14 protein-coding genes are annotated in these 13,860 nt (G+C 33.1%); 11 read left to right on the top strand and 3 right to left on the bottom strand.

Translation table 11 applies throughout. The annotated features are described in order from the left end of the window. Positions 1 to 436 precede the first annotated feature (436 nt). The 9 genes from VIL26_03570 to tuf all read left to right on the top strand — a co-directional run bounded on the left by VIL26_03570 (position 437) and on the right by tuf (position 10,630). Positions 437 to 769 (top strand): hypothetical protein, encoded by a 333-nt coding sequence (locus VIL26_03570; protein ID HEY8390012.1) that lies wholly within the window; start codon positions 437 to 439, stop codon positions 767 to 769. A 44-nt stretch (positions 770 to 813) separates the two neighbouring features. Beyond that, complete coding sequence (locus VIL26_03565; GenBank protein ID HEY8390011.1) at positions 814 to 1,293, top strand: hypothetical protein; 480 nt, start codon at positions 814 to 816, stop codon at positions 1,291 to 1,293. A gap of 32 nt (positions 1,294 to 1,325) precedes the next feature. Continuing rightward, complete coding sequence (locus VIL26_03560; GenBank protein ID HEY8390010.1) at positions 1,326 to 3,476, top strand: ATP-binding cassette domain-containing protein; 2,151 nt, start codon at positions 1,326 to 1,328, stop codon at positions 3,474 to 3,476. 10 nt (positions 3,477 to 3,486) lie between these two features. Beyond that, positions 3,487 to 5,637: an ABC transporter ATP-binding protein gene (locus VIL26_03555; protein ID HEY8390009.1), complete on the top strand. Its 2,151-nt coding sequence runs from the start codon at positions 3,487 to 3,489 to the stop codon at positions 5,635 to 5,637. Positions 5,638 to 5,793: 156 nt separating this feature from the next. Then, on the top strand, positions 5,794 to 6,072 hold the full coding sequence (locus VIL26_03550) for a ribosomal L7Ae/L30e/S12e/Gadd45 family protein (protein HEY8390008.1): 279 nt from the start codon (positions 5,794 to 5,796) through the stop codon (positions 6,070 to 6,072). Positions 6,073 to 6,153: 81 nt separating this feature from the next. After that, on the top strand, positions 6,154 to 6,525 hold the full coding sequence (gene rpsL / locus VIL26_03545; protein ID HEY8390007.1) for a 30S ribosomal protein S12: 372 nt from the start codon (positions 6,154 to 6,156) through the stop codon (positions 6,523 to 6,525). 42 nt (positions 6,526 to 6,567) lie between these two features. Further along, positions 6,568 to 7,038, top strand: a complete 471-nt coding sequence (gene rpsG, locus VIL26_03540) for a 30S ribosomal protein S7 (GenBank protein HEY8390006.1) — start codon at positions 6,568 to 6,570, stop codon at positions 7,036 to 7,038. Positions 7,039 to 7,208: 170 nt separating this feature from the next. Next, positions 7,209 to 9,290, top strand: a complete 2,082-nt coding sequence (fusA, locus tag VIL26_03535) for an elongation factor G (GenBank protein ID HEY8390005.1) — start codon at positions 7,209 to 7,211, stop codon at positions 9,288 to 9,290. 137 nt (positions 9,291 to 9,427) lie between these two features. Next, the gene (gene tuf / locus VIL26_03530) at positions 9,428 to 10,630 is read left to right on the top strand and encodes an elongation factor Tu (GenBank protein HEY8390004.1); all 1,203 of its coding nucleotides are present in this window, start codon (positions 9,428 to 9,430) and stop codon (positions 10,628 to 10,630) included. A 278-nt stretch (positions 10,631 to 10,908) separates the two neighbouring features. On the opposite strand, the gene VIL26_03525 is transcribed toward tuf, so the two are convergent. The 3 genes from VIL26_03525 to VIL26_03515 all read right to left on the bottom strand — a co-directional run bounded on the left by VIL26_03525 (position 10,909) and on the right by VIL26_03515 (position 12,680). Next, complete coding sequence (locus tag VIL26_03525) at positions 10,909 to 11,202, bottom strand: hypothetical protein (GenBank protein HEY8390003.1); 294 nt, start codon at positions 11,200 to 11,202, stop codon at positions 10,909 to 10,911. A 103-nt stretch (positions 11,203 to 11,305) separates the two neighbouring features. After that, positions 11,306 to 11,836 (bottom strand): Fe-S-containing hydro-lyase, encoded by a 531-nt coding sequence (locus tag VIL26_03520; GenBank protein ID HEY8390002.1) that lies wholly within the window; start codon positions 11,834 to 11,836, stop codon positions 11,306 to 11,308. Between the two features lie 10 nt (positions 11,837 to 11,846). Beyond that, the gene (locus VIL26_03515; protein HEY8390001.1) at positions 11,847 to 12,680 is read right to left on the bottom strand and encodes a fumarate hydratase; all 834 of its coding nucleotides are present in this window, start codon (positions 12,678 to 12,680) and stop codon (positions 11,847 to 11,849) included. Positions 12,681 to 12,773: 93 nt separating this feature from the next. Between VIL26_03515 and VIL26_03510 the strand changes: the two genes are divergently transcribed. After that, positions 12,774 to 13,562 carry an MBL fold metallo-hydrolase gene (locus VIL26_03510; GenBank protein ID HEY8390000.1) on the top strand — a complete coding sequence of 263 codons (789 nt, stop codon included), beginning with the start codon at positions 12,774 to 12,776 and terminating at the stop codon, positions 13,560 to 13,562. Between the two features lie 23 nt (positions 13,563 to 13,585). After that, positions 13,586 to 13,860, top strand: a 275-nt coding sequence (locus VIL26_03505; GenBank protein ID HEY8389999.1) for a hypothetical protein, incomplete at its 3' end; no start/stop codon positions are given.

The raw sequence follows: 13,860 nt of genomic DNA, 5'->3' as shown, positions 1-13,860 counted from the left end.
TAACAAGGTAGCCGTATCGGAAGGTGCGGCTGGATCACCTCCTTTAAGGAACAGGTTAATGACCTGATCTAAGTCGATTATCTAAGCAAGTCTTAGATAACAAGACCTGAAAATGTAAACGGTTTGACACTTTATTTACCGAATGTTTCAGGCCTTGCTTGAAAGTCTTATTCCTTTATCAATGTGTAAAAAATCTAAAAGCTGTTACTTATATGTAACAGCTTTTTTTATATGCCCTATTCTTTAAATTTTCTATTTAATATGTGTTAAATCCTTATATTCAAAACTTATAGTATATAAATTTTTTATAGAATCAACATAAGATTTGTCATCTATCGTAAATATTGTACAATAATAAAAAAGCTTGATATTAATAATAGGTATAAAATTATTCTTTTAAATAAGGAAAAATTCGTGCAAATATAGGGGAGAAAGCATGAAAAAGATTAAAAAAATAGCCGTATTTTTTATGCTATTAATCATTATTTCACATGTATTCGGATCAAGAGCTATTGTTAAAGCTTCTTCAGATAATGTATCTGAATGGAGCTATATTCAAGAAGGATGGTCTTTAGTGGCAAGAGATGTTAATTATAAAACATTTATACCATCTAATGTTAGCACATCTAAATATTCAGAGGTTACTAAAAATGCAAAGCCTTTTCTTGAATATAGAAGGACAATTTTAAAAGCAAAATCGATCGACGGAGTTCCTTACGTTGCAGTTTTATTGGATTTTTATATGAATCCAAACAATTATGCTCTTTAAATAATCCTAAATGTCGTTCAAACTATCTAACAGTTTCAACATCTATGGATGCTGCAAAAGTTGATAGTTGTGCTCCTTTAAATCAACCATCTTTTATGCAAGTTACAGTTTCTGGTGGCGCTGGTCTTACTTTAGGTGGACAATTTGGTTCTCAGAATCAAAAAAGTGTTAATGGTGCCATTAGTGGAAGCTTTAATATAGGTAAGACAGAATCAAGATTTGAATTATCTTTTAAGCCACAAAGAATTATGGATAAAGATAATGTGGTTAGAGAATTTAAAGTTACATATAGTTATTATAAGCCTGAAAGAAGTAAAAGAGACTATTTAAATTATACAAGCGCATTACGTTATATTGCAGTTTATAAACTTGACAATACTGAATATCATAAATATACTTTGTTTATAAAATTTAATGTATGCTTCTTTTATGATAGAGCAGTTTTGTCAAACATTAATGTTTATGGTTCGATATCGGTTCCTGTAGTTTTCATGCCTGCAATAGGTTATGTAGAAATGTATTAAAAATATTTGCCCGCCAAAAAATTTTAAGAATTATGTTAGAAATAAAGAATATAGTTAAATGTTATAATAACAAAACTGTATTGAATAAGATTTCATTATCTTTTGGTGATAATGGACTTTGTTTTATTGCAGGTGAAAGTGGAGTTGGAAAAAGCACTTTACTTAACATAATTTCTTTATTGGAAGACTCAGATGGTGAAATAATATTTAATGGCCATAACTTATCTCAATTATCGCCTAATAAAAAAGATAAAGAAAGAGGAAATATTTTTGGGTTCGTTTTTCAAGAATTTAATCTAATTGAGAACTTATCGGTTGAAGAAAATTTGATTCTTTGCTTAAACCAATCAGAAAAAGGCAAAATAGATGAGATTTTATCTAAATTAAAGTTAATTAATTTAAAAAATCAAAAAGTTAATACTCTTAGCGGTGGTGAAAGACAAAGGTTAACATTAGCTAGAGCATTAATTAGAGATGTGCCTATTATTGTCGCAGACGAACCCACAGCCAACATTGATGAAGAAAACATAAAGATTGTTATGGATTTGTTTAAAGACATATCTAAACATAAACTAGTCATTATAGCTTGTCATAATGCTCAAATTATTAAAAATTATGCTGATAGGATTATTGTTCTTGAAAAAGGTTCTGTTATAAGTGATACGATTATTAATATACCTATACAGCATTCAAAAGTATATAAAAAAACATCTAATAAAAACAGCTTTTCTTTTAAGGAAAAAATAAGCTTTATTATCAACGATTTGAAGAAAAATAAAAGCAGATTTTTTAGACTATCATTTATTATGTTATTTTCAATAGCCTTGTTTGGTGTATCGATTTCTATGTTTATATCTGATGATATAAACATTATAAGACAAACTATAAGCCAAAATGATCAAAAATTTATTGAGACTAATCTAAAAGATGATACTATCAAGGCGCTTAATTGTTATGATTTGGATTTTGAAAGCTCTTTTTTCGATACCAGTATAAGCAAAATTGCTTTTTTAAATGATGATAACTACAACTTGTTTAAGCTGGTTAAAGGAGCATACCCTAATGACGATTATGAAGTTTTAATATCTGATTATCTTGCTGAATCTATTAGCGTTGATAAAGACATTGATATGCTTTCATTAATAACAGAAAAAATAGACATATTAGGATATAAATTTGAAATATCAGGAATTTTTCAGACAAATTATAAAGACTATTTTTATAAAGAGTATCAACTGGACAATAAAAATGAAATATTTAGGGAGGTAAGATTTAATTATTATTCAGTTGCTTTTACCAATGAAAAAACTTATTTAAAGATGAACGAGGGAACAACTTCAACCTATATAACAATTAACGAAAACAATTCGTATATAAATTCTCGTATCTTAAGGCTAAAACAAGATGATAATAAAGAACCTATATGCGGTGAAGTAATAAGCAAATCTAATCAAGTTTATGCAAGCATATCGTATGCGGCTTATTTGGCTAGCTGCAAATATAATGATATAAAAGATAATCCCAAATTATATTTTCATCATATAAAAAAAATAATTAAATTAAACAATGGTATAGAACTTGAAATTGTCGGGATTTATGATGATTCTCAAATTAATGATGGTTTAAGTGCTGCATTAATATCGGATAATCCTATCTTGGATTTTTCTGATAACATAACAAATCTTATGCATATTAGTTCAAAAAAGTTTAATTTAAGTAATATGAAAACTTGGATTTGGTTATATGAAAATTACTTAAAAATATTTCATCAGTTAAAACAAATTTCTTTGATATTAGCAATCTGTTTGTTAATAATTGCCTTTATTTTAAATCTAAATTATTCTAATATGAAAGTGGAGGAATATTTGCATACAATTGGTGTGTGGAGATGTATAGGTATTACCAAAAGAAGTATCATTTCTTTATTTTTAAATGATAATTTATTCTTTTCGATCTTTATATTTTTATTATTTTCAATTGTTATAACACCGTTGATGATCGCGTTAAAAACTATCAAAATATTTGAAGTTTCTTTTTGCATTTATAATTACAGTATAATTAATTATTTACTAATTGTTTTTGTGATGCTATGTACAATTTTAATTTCAGGAATTATTCCTGTTTTGTCATTAAATAGATATAGTGCAGTCAAAGTTGTGAGGAACCAAATTAAGAAAAAGTAAGGTAGGCACAATGTTAGAACTAATTAATGTAACTAAAATCTATAGCTCAAAAAAAGTCTTAGATGGCATTAATTTATGTTTTAGAGATAATGGCTTATATGCTATTGTTGGGAAAAGCGGGAGCGGTAAAAGCACTTTGCTTAACATCTTATCAGGGCTTATTAAGCCAAACGAGGGGGAAATTTTAATTAACGGTCAAGATTATGCTAATTTAAGTGAAAATCAAAGAGATGAATTGCGCAGGCAATATTTTGGAATAGTTTTTCAAGAGGGTAATTTAATTGATAATTTGAGTGTTAAAGATAACTTGAAATTATGTTTGGATAAAAAAGATTATTTTAAAATTGATGAGCAATTGCAGAAACTCAATTTAAAAGATATTGGCGACAATTTGGTTAATACTTTGAGCGGAGGCGAGAAGCAGCGTGTAAGTTTGGCGCGAGCCATTATAAAAAATGTTCATATCATTTTGGCTGATGAAGTAACTGGTAATTTAGATGATAATAATGGGCAAAAAGTTATGGATATGCTGAAAGAAATTTCAAAAGATAAATTGGTAATATTAGTTACTCATAACACAAAGTTTGCTGCTGCTTATGCCGACGCGATAATCGAACTAAAAGATGGAAAAGTTGTCAATCAAATAAATAATGATTATAATCAAAAAAATAATATTAGCAAAACAGTTTTTTTAAAAACTCCAAAAGGTAATCTTGGTTTTATTTTAAAAAAGCATTTGAGCTTACCTTGGTTTAAAAATATCAGACAAATGAGCTTGATGGTTCTCTCATTAGCTGCTTATATTACTATATTAAGCTTTTTATTTACTTTACCAATTAATAGTTATTCAAAATTTTTAGTTCAAGCTCATTATAAAAGCCTTCCCATAACCAATGACTATGGCGGCTATGTTGATAAAAACATATATTATAGCCTTTCAAAATCGATTCGTTCCAAAGCAAAAAAATTTATCATGCTAGATTATTCAATAGGTGAAAAAGATCAAGATGAAAGTATTTTTACAGACACCATAAAAAATGCCATAATTATAGACAACAGTAATCTTTTAGATAGAGAAATTATTATAACGGATTATATTGCGGACAGTATGGTATATTTTGGCTTTTTAAATGTTACTGATTCAATGCAACTAATTGGTAAAGAAATAGATATTTTTGATGAGACTTTTTCAATTAAGCAAATATTAAAAACTGACTATTTAAATCAAAAAGATTATATCCAAGATTTTGATTTTTATTATTCATCAATTTATATAAATCAAAGTGATTATGAAACATTTTTAGATTCTTTGGACGCAGAATTGAAAGTTGCATTTTTTGATTATTCTAGTTCAAAAAATATTCAATCGTTTATTGGAAATGTGTTTTTTTTAGAAGATCAAGGACTAATTCAAAATCAGGCTAAAATATCAAAAAAGCTTTATGATGAAGTAATAAAATCTAATAAAAATTATTTTTCAAATAACTTAATAAATGTAACGATAAGCAAAGTATATCCAGAACAAGATTGCGGCATGATTTTATCTTTTTGTGGCGTAAATGATTCTAATGATTTTGATGATCAATACATAATTTTTTTAAGTCCTCAATTATATAAAAGTACAAAAAGCCATTGCGTTCCTGGGGGTATAATTTTTGAGCAATTTAATATTGACGATATTAAGCTATTATATGAAAACGGATATTATTTATATTGTGAATATTTTAGCACCTTTGCAAATTATAAAGAAGTTTATATGATGTTAAAAATACCTTTTATCATTCTTTCTGTAATTTTATTAGGAGTTTTTATGTTGCTGTTGACAGATTTGACGAGGCATAAAATCAAAATAAATAATAGAGATTATTTTATTTTAAAAACTCTTGGATTTTCAAAAAAAAGAATAACATCAATTATAATTTTAGAAATGCTAGCTTTAATATTGTCGACGTTAATTATTGGTTTAGGTATGTTTTGGTTAGTAAAAGCAATTTTAGATGCTGCGTTGCAAAAGGTTATATTAAATACATTTAACCTTAGCGTTTTGATCCCAATTTTAACATTAATTCCATTAATCATTTTATGTATAAGTGTTATAATACTATATGCTAATTATAATCTAAAAAATTTAAATATATCAAATTTAAAATCAAATAGTTGATATTGGTAAATAATACCTAGTATCAATCGTTTTGTAAACTGCATATAAAAATACTTGACTCGATTGACATTTAATAATATAATATGTGGGCGTGAAAATTGACACGCATTTTTTTGCGTGGTAAACTATTAGTCATTAAAAGACGAAAAATAGTTTATGTATAAAAAAACAACATTGAGTAACGCAGAAGTAATAAAACTTATCAACAATTCTTCAATTCTTGTCGGAACAAGACAGGTGTTGAAGGCGTGTGCAAAGGATGCTTTGCGGTGTGTAATTTTGGCATCTGATGCAGACGAAAGCCTTTGCAGCAAAATTACTGAATTATGCAGCGCACACGATACGGAAGTTTTTATGTTTCCGTCAAAACGTGAGCTTGGACAGATTGCAGGAATAGAAGTTGCAAGTGCAGTTGTCGGTATAGAAAAAACTTGAATTTCTTTAATGGGTTGTAAAAGAAATTCATCCGAAATCATCAGGGAATGAAGATTCCCAAACATTTTTTATGGAGGAAATATGCCTACTATTAATCAGCTTATTAAGCATGGCAGAAAGCAACGCGTAAAAAAGACCGAATCTCCTATTTTGCAGGGTAACCCTCAAAAGAGAGGTGTTTGTCTTTCCGTTACTACTACCACGCCTAAAAAGCCTAACTCAGCGCTGAGAAAGATTGCAAGAGTACGCCTTGTTAATAAGATGGAAGGTACCGTTTATATTCCTGGTATCGGTCACAATTTACAAGAGCACAGTGTGGTATTGGTTCGTGGCGGAAGAGTAAAAGACCTTCCTGGTGTAAGATATCATATTATTCGTGGTGCACTTGATACAATGGGCGTTGCAAATCGTAAACAAGGAAGATCAAAATACGGCGCAAAGCGTCCCAAGTAATATCGGATGAAAGACATTTACAATTTGGAGGTTTAGTATTTTATGCCCAGAAGAAGCGGGGTTCCTAAAAGGACAGTTTTACCCGATCCTGTATATATGTCAGAAACAGTTGCCAAATTAATAAATCAGGTAATGTATGACGGAAAAAAAGGAAAAGCTCAAAAAATAGTATATGAAGCGTTTGAAGCAGCTCAGGCAAAATTAGGACTAGAGCCTCTTGCTATATTTAATCAGGCGCTCAACAATGTTATGCCTGTATTGGAAGTTAAAGCAAGACGTGTAGGTGGTGCAACTTACCAAGTTCCTGTAGAAATAAGACCTGAAAGAAGACAAACGCTTGGATTGCGTTGGCTTGTAGCTTATGCTAGAAAAAGATCAGAAAAGACTATGAAAGAAAAACTAGCTGGCGAGCTTATTGATGCATATAATAATGCAGGCGGAGCTGTAAAGAAGAAAGAAGATGTTCATAAAATGGCTGAAGCTAACAAGGCTTTTGCACATTATCGTTATTAATTCTTTTAAAACGAAATATTTTTTTCTTTCTCTCAAATAATAAGAAAATATTAAGATACAAAAAGCGGCAAAAGCCGTCTTTTGTGATATATTGAGGCAAGCAAAAAAAACTATGCCTTATTGAAAAACTAAAGTACTGTCTAATCACAGAACAGTTAATGGAGAAGACAATGCCAAGACAATTCAGTTTAGAGAAATCAAGAAACTTTGGTATAATGGCGCACATCGATGCTGGTAAAACTACCACTTCAGAGCGTATATTGTTTTATACCGGAAAAGTTCATAAAATAGGTGAAGTACACGAAGGTGCAGCAACCATGGACTGGATGGAGCAGGAGCAGGAACGTGGTATAACCATTACCAGTGCTGCTACTACCACTCAGTGGAAAGGTTACAGATTAAACCTTATTGACACCCCGGGACACGTTGACTTTACAGTAGAAGTTGAACGCAGCCTTAAGGTATTGGATGGTGCTGTTGCTGTATTTTGCGCAAAAGGCGGAGTAGAACCTCAATCAGAAACAGTTTGGAGACAAGCTGAAAAATATCATGTTCCGCGCATTGCCTACGTTAACAAAATGGACATCAACGGAGCTAACTTCTTCAATGTTGTAGAAATGATGAAGTCAAGACTTCATGCTCGTCCTGTACCTATACAGCTTCCTATCGGAAAGGAAGAAAGCTTCAAAGGAATAATTGACCTTATTACTATGAAAGCTGTTATTTATAAAGATGATTTAGGTCAACAAATTGAAGAAGTTGATATTCCTGCCGATATGAAAGAATTGGCAGATAAATATCATTCAGAATTAGTTGAAACAGCTTGTGAATTTGATGATGACTTGATGATGAAATACTTGGATGGTCAAGAAATTACGCTCGATGAAATTAAGAGTGCTTTGAGAAAAGGAACTCTATCATTGAAGATTAACCCTGTTATATGCGGATCAAGCTATAAAAACAAGGGTGTTCAAAAGCTGTTGGATGCTATTATAGATTATTTGCCCGGACCTTTGGATGTACCTAATATTACAGGTAAAGTGCCGGGAAGCGATGAAGTTGTAGAAAGAAAAACATCTGATGATGAGAAGTTTGCTGGTCTTGCATTTAAGATCATGTCAGACCCCTTCGTTGGAAAGCTTGCATTCTTCAGAGTTTACAGCGGAAAGCTTACAGCAGGTTCTTATGTACTTAACTCTACCAAGAATAAAAAGGAAAGAGTTGGTCGTTTGATTATGATGCACGCTAACCACAGAAGCGAAATTGAAGAAGTTTATGCTGGTGATATTTGTGCTATCGTTGGTTTGAAAGATACAACCACAGGTGATACTCTTTGTGATCCCAGTGCTCCTATAATTTTGGAAAGCATGGAATTCCCTGAACCTGTTATTAAGGTTGCTATTGAACCTAAGACCAAAGCTGGTCAAGAAAAGATGACTATGGCTCTTGTTAAGCTTGCTGAAGAAGACCCTACATTCAAAACTTATACAGATCAAGAAACAGGTCAAACAATTATCGCAGGTATGGGAGAATTGCATCTTGAAATTATTGTTGACCGTATGATGCGTGAGTTTAAAGTAGAAGCCAATGTAGGTAAGCCTCAAGTAGCATACAGAGAAGCTATTAGAAGAAAAGTTCGCGCAGAAGGCAAATATATCCGTCAGAGCGGTGGTAAAGGTCAATACGGACATTGTATTATTGAAATGGAACCTTTGGAACCCGGTTCAGGCTATGTGTTCGAAGATAAGACAGTAGGTGGATGTATTCCTAAAGAATACATACCGGCTATTGATAATGGTATCAAAGAAGCAAAGCAAAGCGGTATATTGGCTGGTTATGAATGCGTGGACTTTAAGGTAACAGTAGTAGACGGAAGCTACCATGAAGTCGACTCATCCGAAATGGCATTTAAGATTGCAGGTTCAATGGCATTCAAAGAAGCTATGGCTAAGGCAGATCCTGTATTGATGGAACCTATTATGAAGGTTGACGTTACTGTTCCTGATCAATATCTAGGCGATGTAATGGGTAACCTTTCAAGCAGACGTGGTTCTGTATCAGGTATTGAACTAGTCAACGGTATCCAAAACATCAGAGCAGAAGTTCCGTTGTCCGAAATGTTTGGTTATTCAACCGACTTAAGATCGCTAACACAAGGAAGAGGAAACTTCACAATGCAGTTCTCACACTATAGCGAATTGCCTCGTAATTTGGCAGAAAAAGTTATAGGTGAAAGAGCTAAAAAAGAATAGCATTTTTTACCAAAATGTTATATAATTAAAGTCGTCTAAAACGCTAAATAGAGTGATATCCCCCAATATCAGGCGTTTGGCGGCGATATATAAAATATATATTATTGAAATAAGTAAGGATTGGAGGAAATTTTAAAATGGCTAAGGCGAAGTTTACAAGAAATAAACCGCATATCAACGTTGGTACAATTGGACACGTTGACCACGGTAAGACTACGCTTACAGCAGCTATCACAATGACTTTGGCTGCTAAGGGTTTGTCAAAGAAAATGAGATATGATGAAATTGACAAGGCCCCTGAAGAAAAAGCAAGAGGAATAACCATAAACACCTCTCACGTAGAATACGAAACAGAAAATCGTCACTATGCACACGTTGACTGCCCGGGACACGCAGACTATGTTAAGAACATGATCACTGGTGCTGCTCAGATGGACGGCGCTATATTGGTAGTTTCTGCTGCTGATGGTCCTATGCCTCAAACACGTGAACACATATTGCTAGCACGTCAGGTTGGCGTTCCTTATATCGTAGTATTCTTGAATAAGGTTGACCAAGTAGACGATCCTGAACTTCTTGATCTAGTTGAAATGGAAGTTAGAGAACTTCTCAATGAATACAACTTCCCTGGAGATGATACTCCTATTGTTAAGGGTTCAGCTTTGAAAGCTTTGGAAGCTGCTTCCAACGGCAATGTTGATGGTGATGATTGCAAGTGCATATTTGAACTTATGGCAGCTGTCGACAGCTATATTCCTGAACCTCAAAGAGACGTTGATAAGCCTTTCTTGATGCCTGTCGAAGACGTATTCACAATTACTGGTCGTGGTACAGTTGCTACAGGTAGAGTAGAAAGAGGTACTGTAAAGATCGGCGATAAGGTAGAAATCGTTGGTATCCATGAATCAAAAGAAACCGTTATCACTGGTGTAGAAATGTTCAGAAAAGAGCTTGACGTTGCTCAATCTGGCGATAACGTAGGTCTCTTGTTAAGAGGTGTTGAACGTAAGGATATTGAACGCGGACAGGTATTGTGCAAACCCGGTTCAATTAAGCCTCATACCAAGTTCAAAGCTCAAGTTTACGTTTTGAAGCAAAACGAAGGTGGACGTCATACTCCTTTCTTCAATGGATATCGTCCTCAGTTCTATTTCCGTACAACAGACGTTACTGGTACAATCAAATTGCCTGAAGGCGTAGAAATGGTTATGCCTGGCGATAACGTAACTATGGAAGTTGAGTTGATCGCTCCTATAGCTGCTGAAAAAGGTTTGAGATTTGCTATTCGTGAAGGCGGAAAGACAGTAGGTTCTGGTGCTGTTGCTGAAATTATCGAATAATTAAAGATTAAATGTGATTTTAACAGGCGATTTGTTTAGGTCGCCTGTTTTTTTATTTGCTTTCAGATTTAATTAAAAAGCCTTTAGATAAGAAAAATCTAAAGACATATAAATTATCAAATTTATTTATTTATCATTAAATGATAGATTTTCTATGATGAATTATAAAAAAGGAAAATGTAAATCTCTAAAAAGTTTTTAATATTGTTTGAAAAATTAAAATAATTAATTTTATGTAGTCGATGTGCCTAAAAAGCACATCGAAAGGTTATTGGCCATTAATCTTTGCAAGTGTTCTTTTTGCAGCATTTGCACTGCTTAATGATTAATACAATTACAATAAGAATGAATAACAATACCACAGCGACTATCAATGCCGTAAGTGCTGTCAATATCTCTTCTGCAAATACAGCGCCTAAAATAAGACCAAGTCCGGCAAAAAAGAATACCAATAATAAGGTTAAAATTTTGTCGGCGCACCAGCATAAGGTGTTTTGAATCTTGCTAGGCGGCTCATGTGCAGGCGGCTCTGGCATATGATGTCTTTGAGGATAGTCGGGTTCACAACGCATAGAAAAGTCCTCCTTTTTGATATTATATTATATGATAGAGTGATATGGATTTGTGATAAACGATAAATGTGAAAATTAAACATCAAAAAAAAGTGTAAAAAATTTAGCAGTCAAACAGTGAATTGCCTTTTGAATCTATGCAAACAATGAGCGGCAAATCCTTTACTTCAAGTTTTCTTACTGCTTCTGTTCCTAAGTCTTCATAGGCTATAAGTGCAGATGAAATTATGTATTGCTTTATAATAGCAGCAGCACCGCCTACTGCACACAAATAAACGGCTTTGTTCTTTTTCATACTGTCAACCACGGCATTTGAACGTTTACCCTTGCCTATCATGATTTTCAGTCCGTTATCTAACAGTAGCGGGGTATAGTCATCCATTCTAGAAGATGAAGTCGGTCCGCATGAACCTATTATTTCACCAGGCGGGGCGGGAGTAGGACCTGTATAATATATTGCTGAATTTTTTATTTCAAAAGGCGGTTCCTGATTATTTAGTATAGCTTGTGTTATGCGTTTGTGCGCGGCATCTCTTGCGGTGTATATAATTCCGCTCAAAATAACTAATTCGCCTGCATTTAAATCAATAAGCTCATTTTCATTTATGGGTAAGTTTATATGCTTTGTTACCATTATATCTCCATTATAATATTACTCTACCGTGTCTAACACTATGGCATTGAATATTGACTGCAACAGGCAGCATGCCTATATGTGTGGCATATTTTTCTACCGAAACGCTGATAGCAGTGTTTTTGCCACCAAACCCTTGAATACCTATATTAAGCTTATTGACTGCTGTTAAAATATCCTGCTCAAGCTTGGCTACTTCCATATCAGAAGAAGGAGTACCAGTAGGGCGAAGAAGCGCATGCTTTGCCATTTGGCATGCTTTTTCCATATCTCCGCCAACGCCTACACCTATTATAATAGGCGGACAAGGATTAGCTCCTGCTTTATTGACGCAATCAACTACGCTGTCAATAATTCCGTTGTAGCCTTTGGACGGAGTCAGCATATATAATGCGCTCATATTTTCGCTGCCGGCGCCTTTTGCTAGAAAATGTATTGTTAGATTATCGCCTTTTACTATGCGTGTATTGATAATGGCTGGGGTGTTATCGTTATAATTGATTCGCGTAAGGGGATCAAGAGTAGATTTTCTGAAATAATTTTGTGTATAGCTTTGCCTAACAGCCTCATTTAATATATCTTCAATATATCCGCCTGTTATATGAACATCTTGCCCGATTTCTAAGAAAAAAACCGCAAGACCTGTATCTTGGCAGGGCGGGATTTTGTGTTCTTTGGCGTAATTGTTGTTTTTAATTATTTGGTCTAATGCCCACTTTGCAGGCTCGTTATCCTCATACATTTGTGTTAGTCTTTGGCAAACTTCGTCTTCTACATGAAGAACACTGTCTGTAATCATATCTTTTACAGCATTTAATATGGTATTTGCATCGATTTGTTTCATGAGAACAATTATAGCATACATTTTTTGACTGCTCAAATGAATTGCTTTAAGACGGTTTTGTTAGTATAATAATGTCTAAGGAAAACTACAATAATGTCTTTTAATATATGCGTATTGGCAAGTGGAAGTAAAGGAAACGCTACTTTTATTGCAACAGATAAAACCAAAATTTTGCTTGACGCAGGAATAAGCTGTCGTTCAATCGAAAGCAAACTAAAAAGCATAGGGCAAAAGCCGCAAGATCTTGATGCAGTGCTGATTACACACTGTCATTCTGATCATATAGCGGGAATAAGAACACTGGTTAACAAATATAATTTGACTGTCTATACATATTTTCAAAATTACAGACATTTATCTTCAGCTATAGGCAGCGGAAAAAATATCGTGGAACTTAACGGCAATGATTTTTTTATCAACGAAGTAACTGTTTCGCCTTTTGAGTTAAGCCATGATGTGCATTGCTATGGATACAGTCTGTATAGTGCAGGCAAGAAAATTACAGTAATGACCGATGTGGGTAAAATTACTGAGGAAGTCAAGAGATGTGCAAGCGATAGCAATATCTTGATGATAGAATCCAATCATGATGTGCAAAAGCTGATGTCTAATCAAAGATATTCAGCAGTCTTAAAGAAAAGAATATTATCGGATAAAGGGCATTTGTCCAATGAGTTATGTGCCCAAACTTTGCAAGAGCTTATCACGCAAGGAGGCAGACAGGTTATTTTGGCGCATTTGTCACAAGAGAACAATACTCCGGAATTAGCATACACAATTACAGCAAAAGCCTTAAAAAACTGTGATATAACAGTAGGAAAGGATGTAAAGCTGTGTGTTGCTTTGCAGGACAAAATAAGTGAAATACTTACAGCTGTTTAAAAAAAGACAAGGAGTGTATTTTAGTGAAAAACTCTATAACAAAAAATTTAAGGCAAAAGCTAAATCCTGTTGACAGCGGGCTTGGATTTTTGGGAGCAATTCTAGCTTTATTCGGCGCAACCTTTGTTTTTGAATTTATTGTTATATTATTTAATATTTCTAACTTTATTAATAATCCTAATTTTCTTAATCAATTATTAGAAAAATCTTGGTTTATTATAAGTTCATCAATAGTTACGCAAGGGACATTACTTGGTTTTTGTTTTTTATTGTGCAAAATCCGTCATGTGGATTTTAT

The organism is Clostridia bacterium (assembly GCA_036562685.1).
Lineage (GTDB): Bacteria > Bacillota > Clostridia > Christensenellales > DUVY01 > DUVY01.
The sequence above is the reverse complement of the archived record's forward strand: the minus strand, read 5'-3'. Positions and strand labels throughout refer to the sequence as shown.

Excerpts from the sequence above, each read along its gene's own strand:
- VIL26_03515 (HEY8390001.1), bottom strand. The coding sequence starts at position 12,680 with ATGAAACAAATCGATGCAAATACCATATTAAATGCTGTAAAAGATATG.
- rpsL (HEY8390007.1), top strand. The coding sequence starts at position 6,154 with ATGCCTACTATTAATCAGCTTATTAAGCATGGCAGAAAGCAACGCGTA.
- rpsG (HEY8390006.1), top strand. The coding sequence starts at position 6,568 with ATGCCCAGAAGAAGCGGGGTTCCTAAAAGGACAGTTTTACCCGATCCT.
- VIL26_03560 (HEY8390010.1), top strand. The coding sequence starts at position 1,326 with ATGTTAGAAATAAAGAATATAGTTAAATGTTATAATAACAAAACTGTA.
- VIL26_03525 (HEY8390003.1), bottom strand. The coding sequence starts at position 11,202 with ATGCGTTGTGAACCCGACTATCCTCAAAGACATCATATGCCAGAGCCG.
- VIL26_03565 (HEY8390011.1), top strand. The coding sequence starts at position 814 with ATGGATGCTGCAAAAGTTGATAGTTGTGCTCCTTTAAATCAACCATCT.
- VIL26_03555 (HEY8390009.1), top strand. The coding sequence starts at position 3,487 with ATGTTAGAACTAATTAATGTAACTAAAATCTATAGCTCAAAAAAAGTC.
- VIL26_03550 (HEY8390008.1), top strand. The coding sequence starts at position 5,794 with ATGTATAAAAAAACAACATTGAGTAACGCAGAAGTAATAAAACTTATC.
- VIL26_03520 (HEY8390002.1), bottom strand. The coding sequence starts at position 11,836 with ATGGTAACAAAGCATATAAACTTACCCATAAATGAAAATGAGCTTATT.
- VIL26_03570 (HEY8390012.1), top strand. The coding sequence starts at position 437 with ATGAAAAAGATTAAAAAAATAGCCGTATTTTTTATGCTATTAATCATT.
- fusA (HEY8390005.1), top strand. The coding sequence starts at position 7,209 with ATGCCAAGACAATTCAGTTTAGAGAAATCAAGAAACTTTGGTATAATG.
- tuf (HEY8390004.1), top strand. The coding sequence starts at position 9,428 with ATGGCTAAGGCGAAGTTTACAAGAAATAAACCGCATATCAACGTTGGT.
- VIL26_03510 (HEY8390000.1), top strand. The coding sequence starts at position 12,774 with ATGTCTTTTAATATATGCGTATTGGCAAGTGGAAGTAAAGGAAACGCT.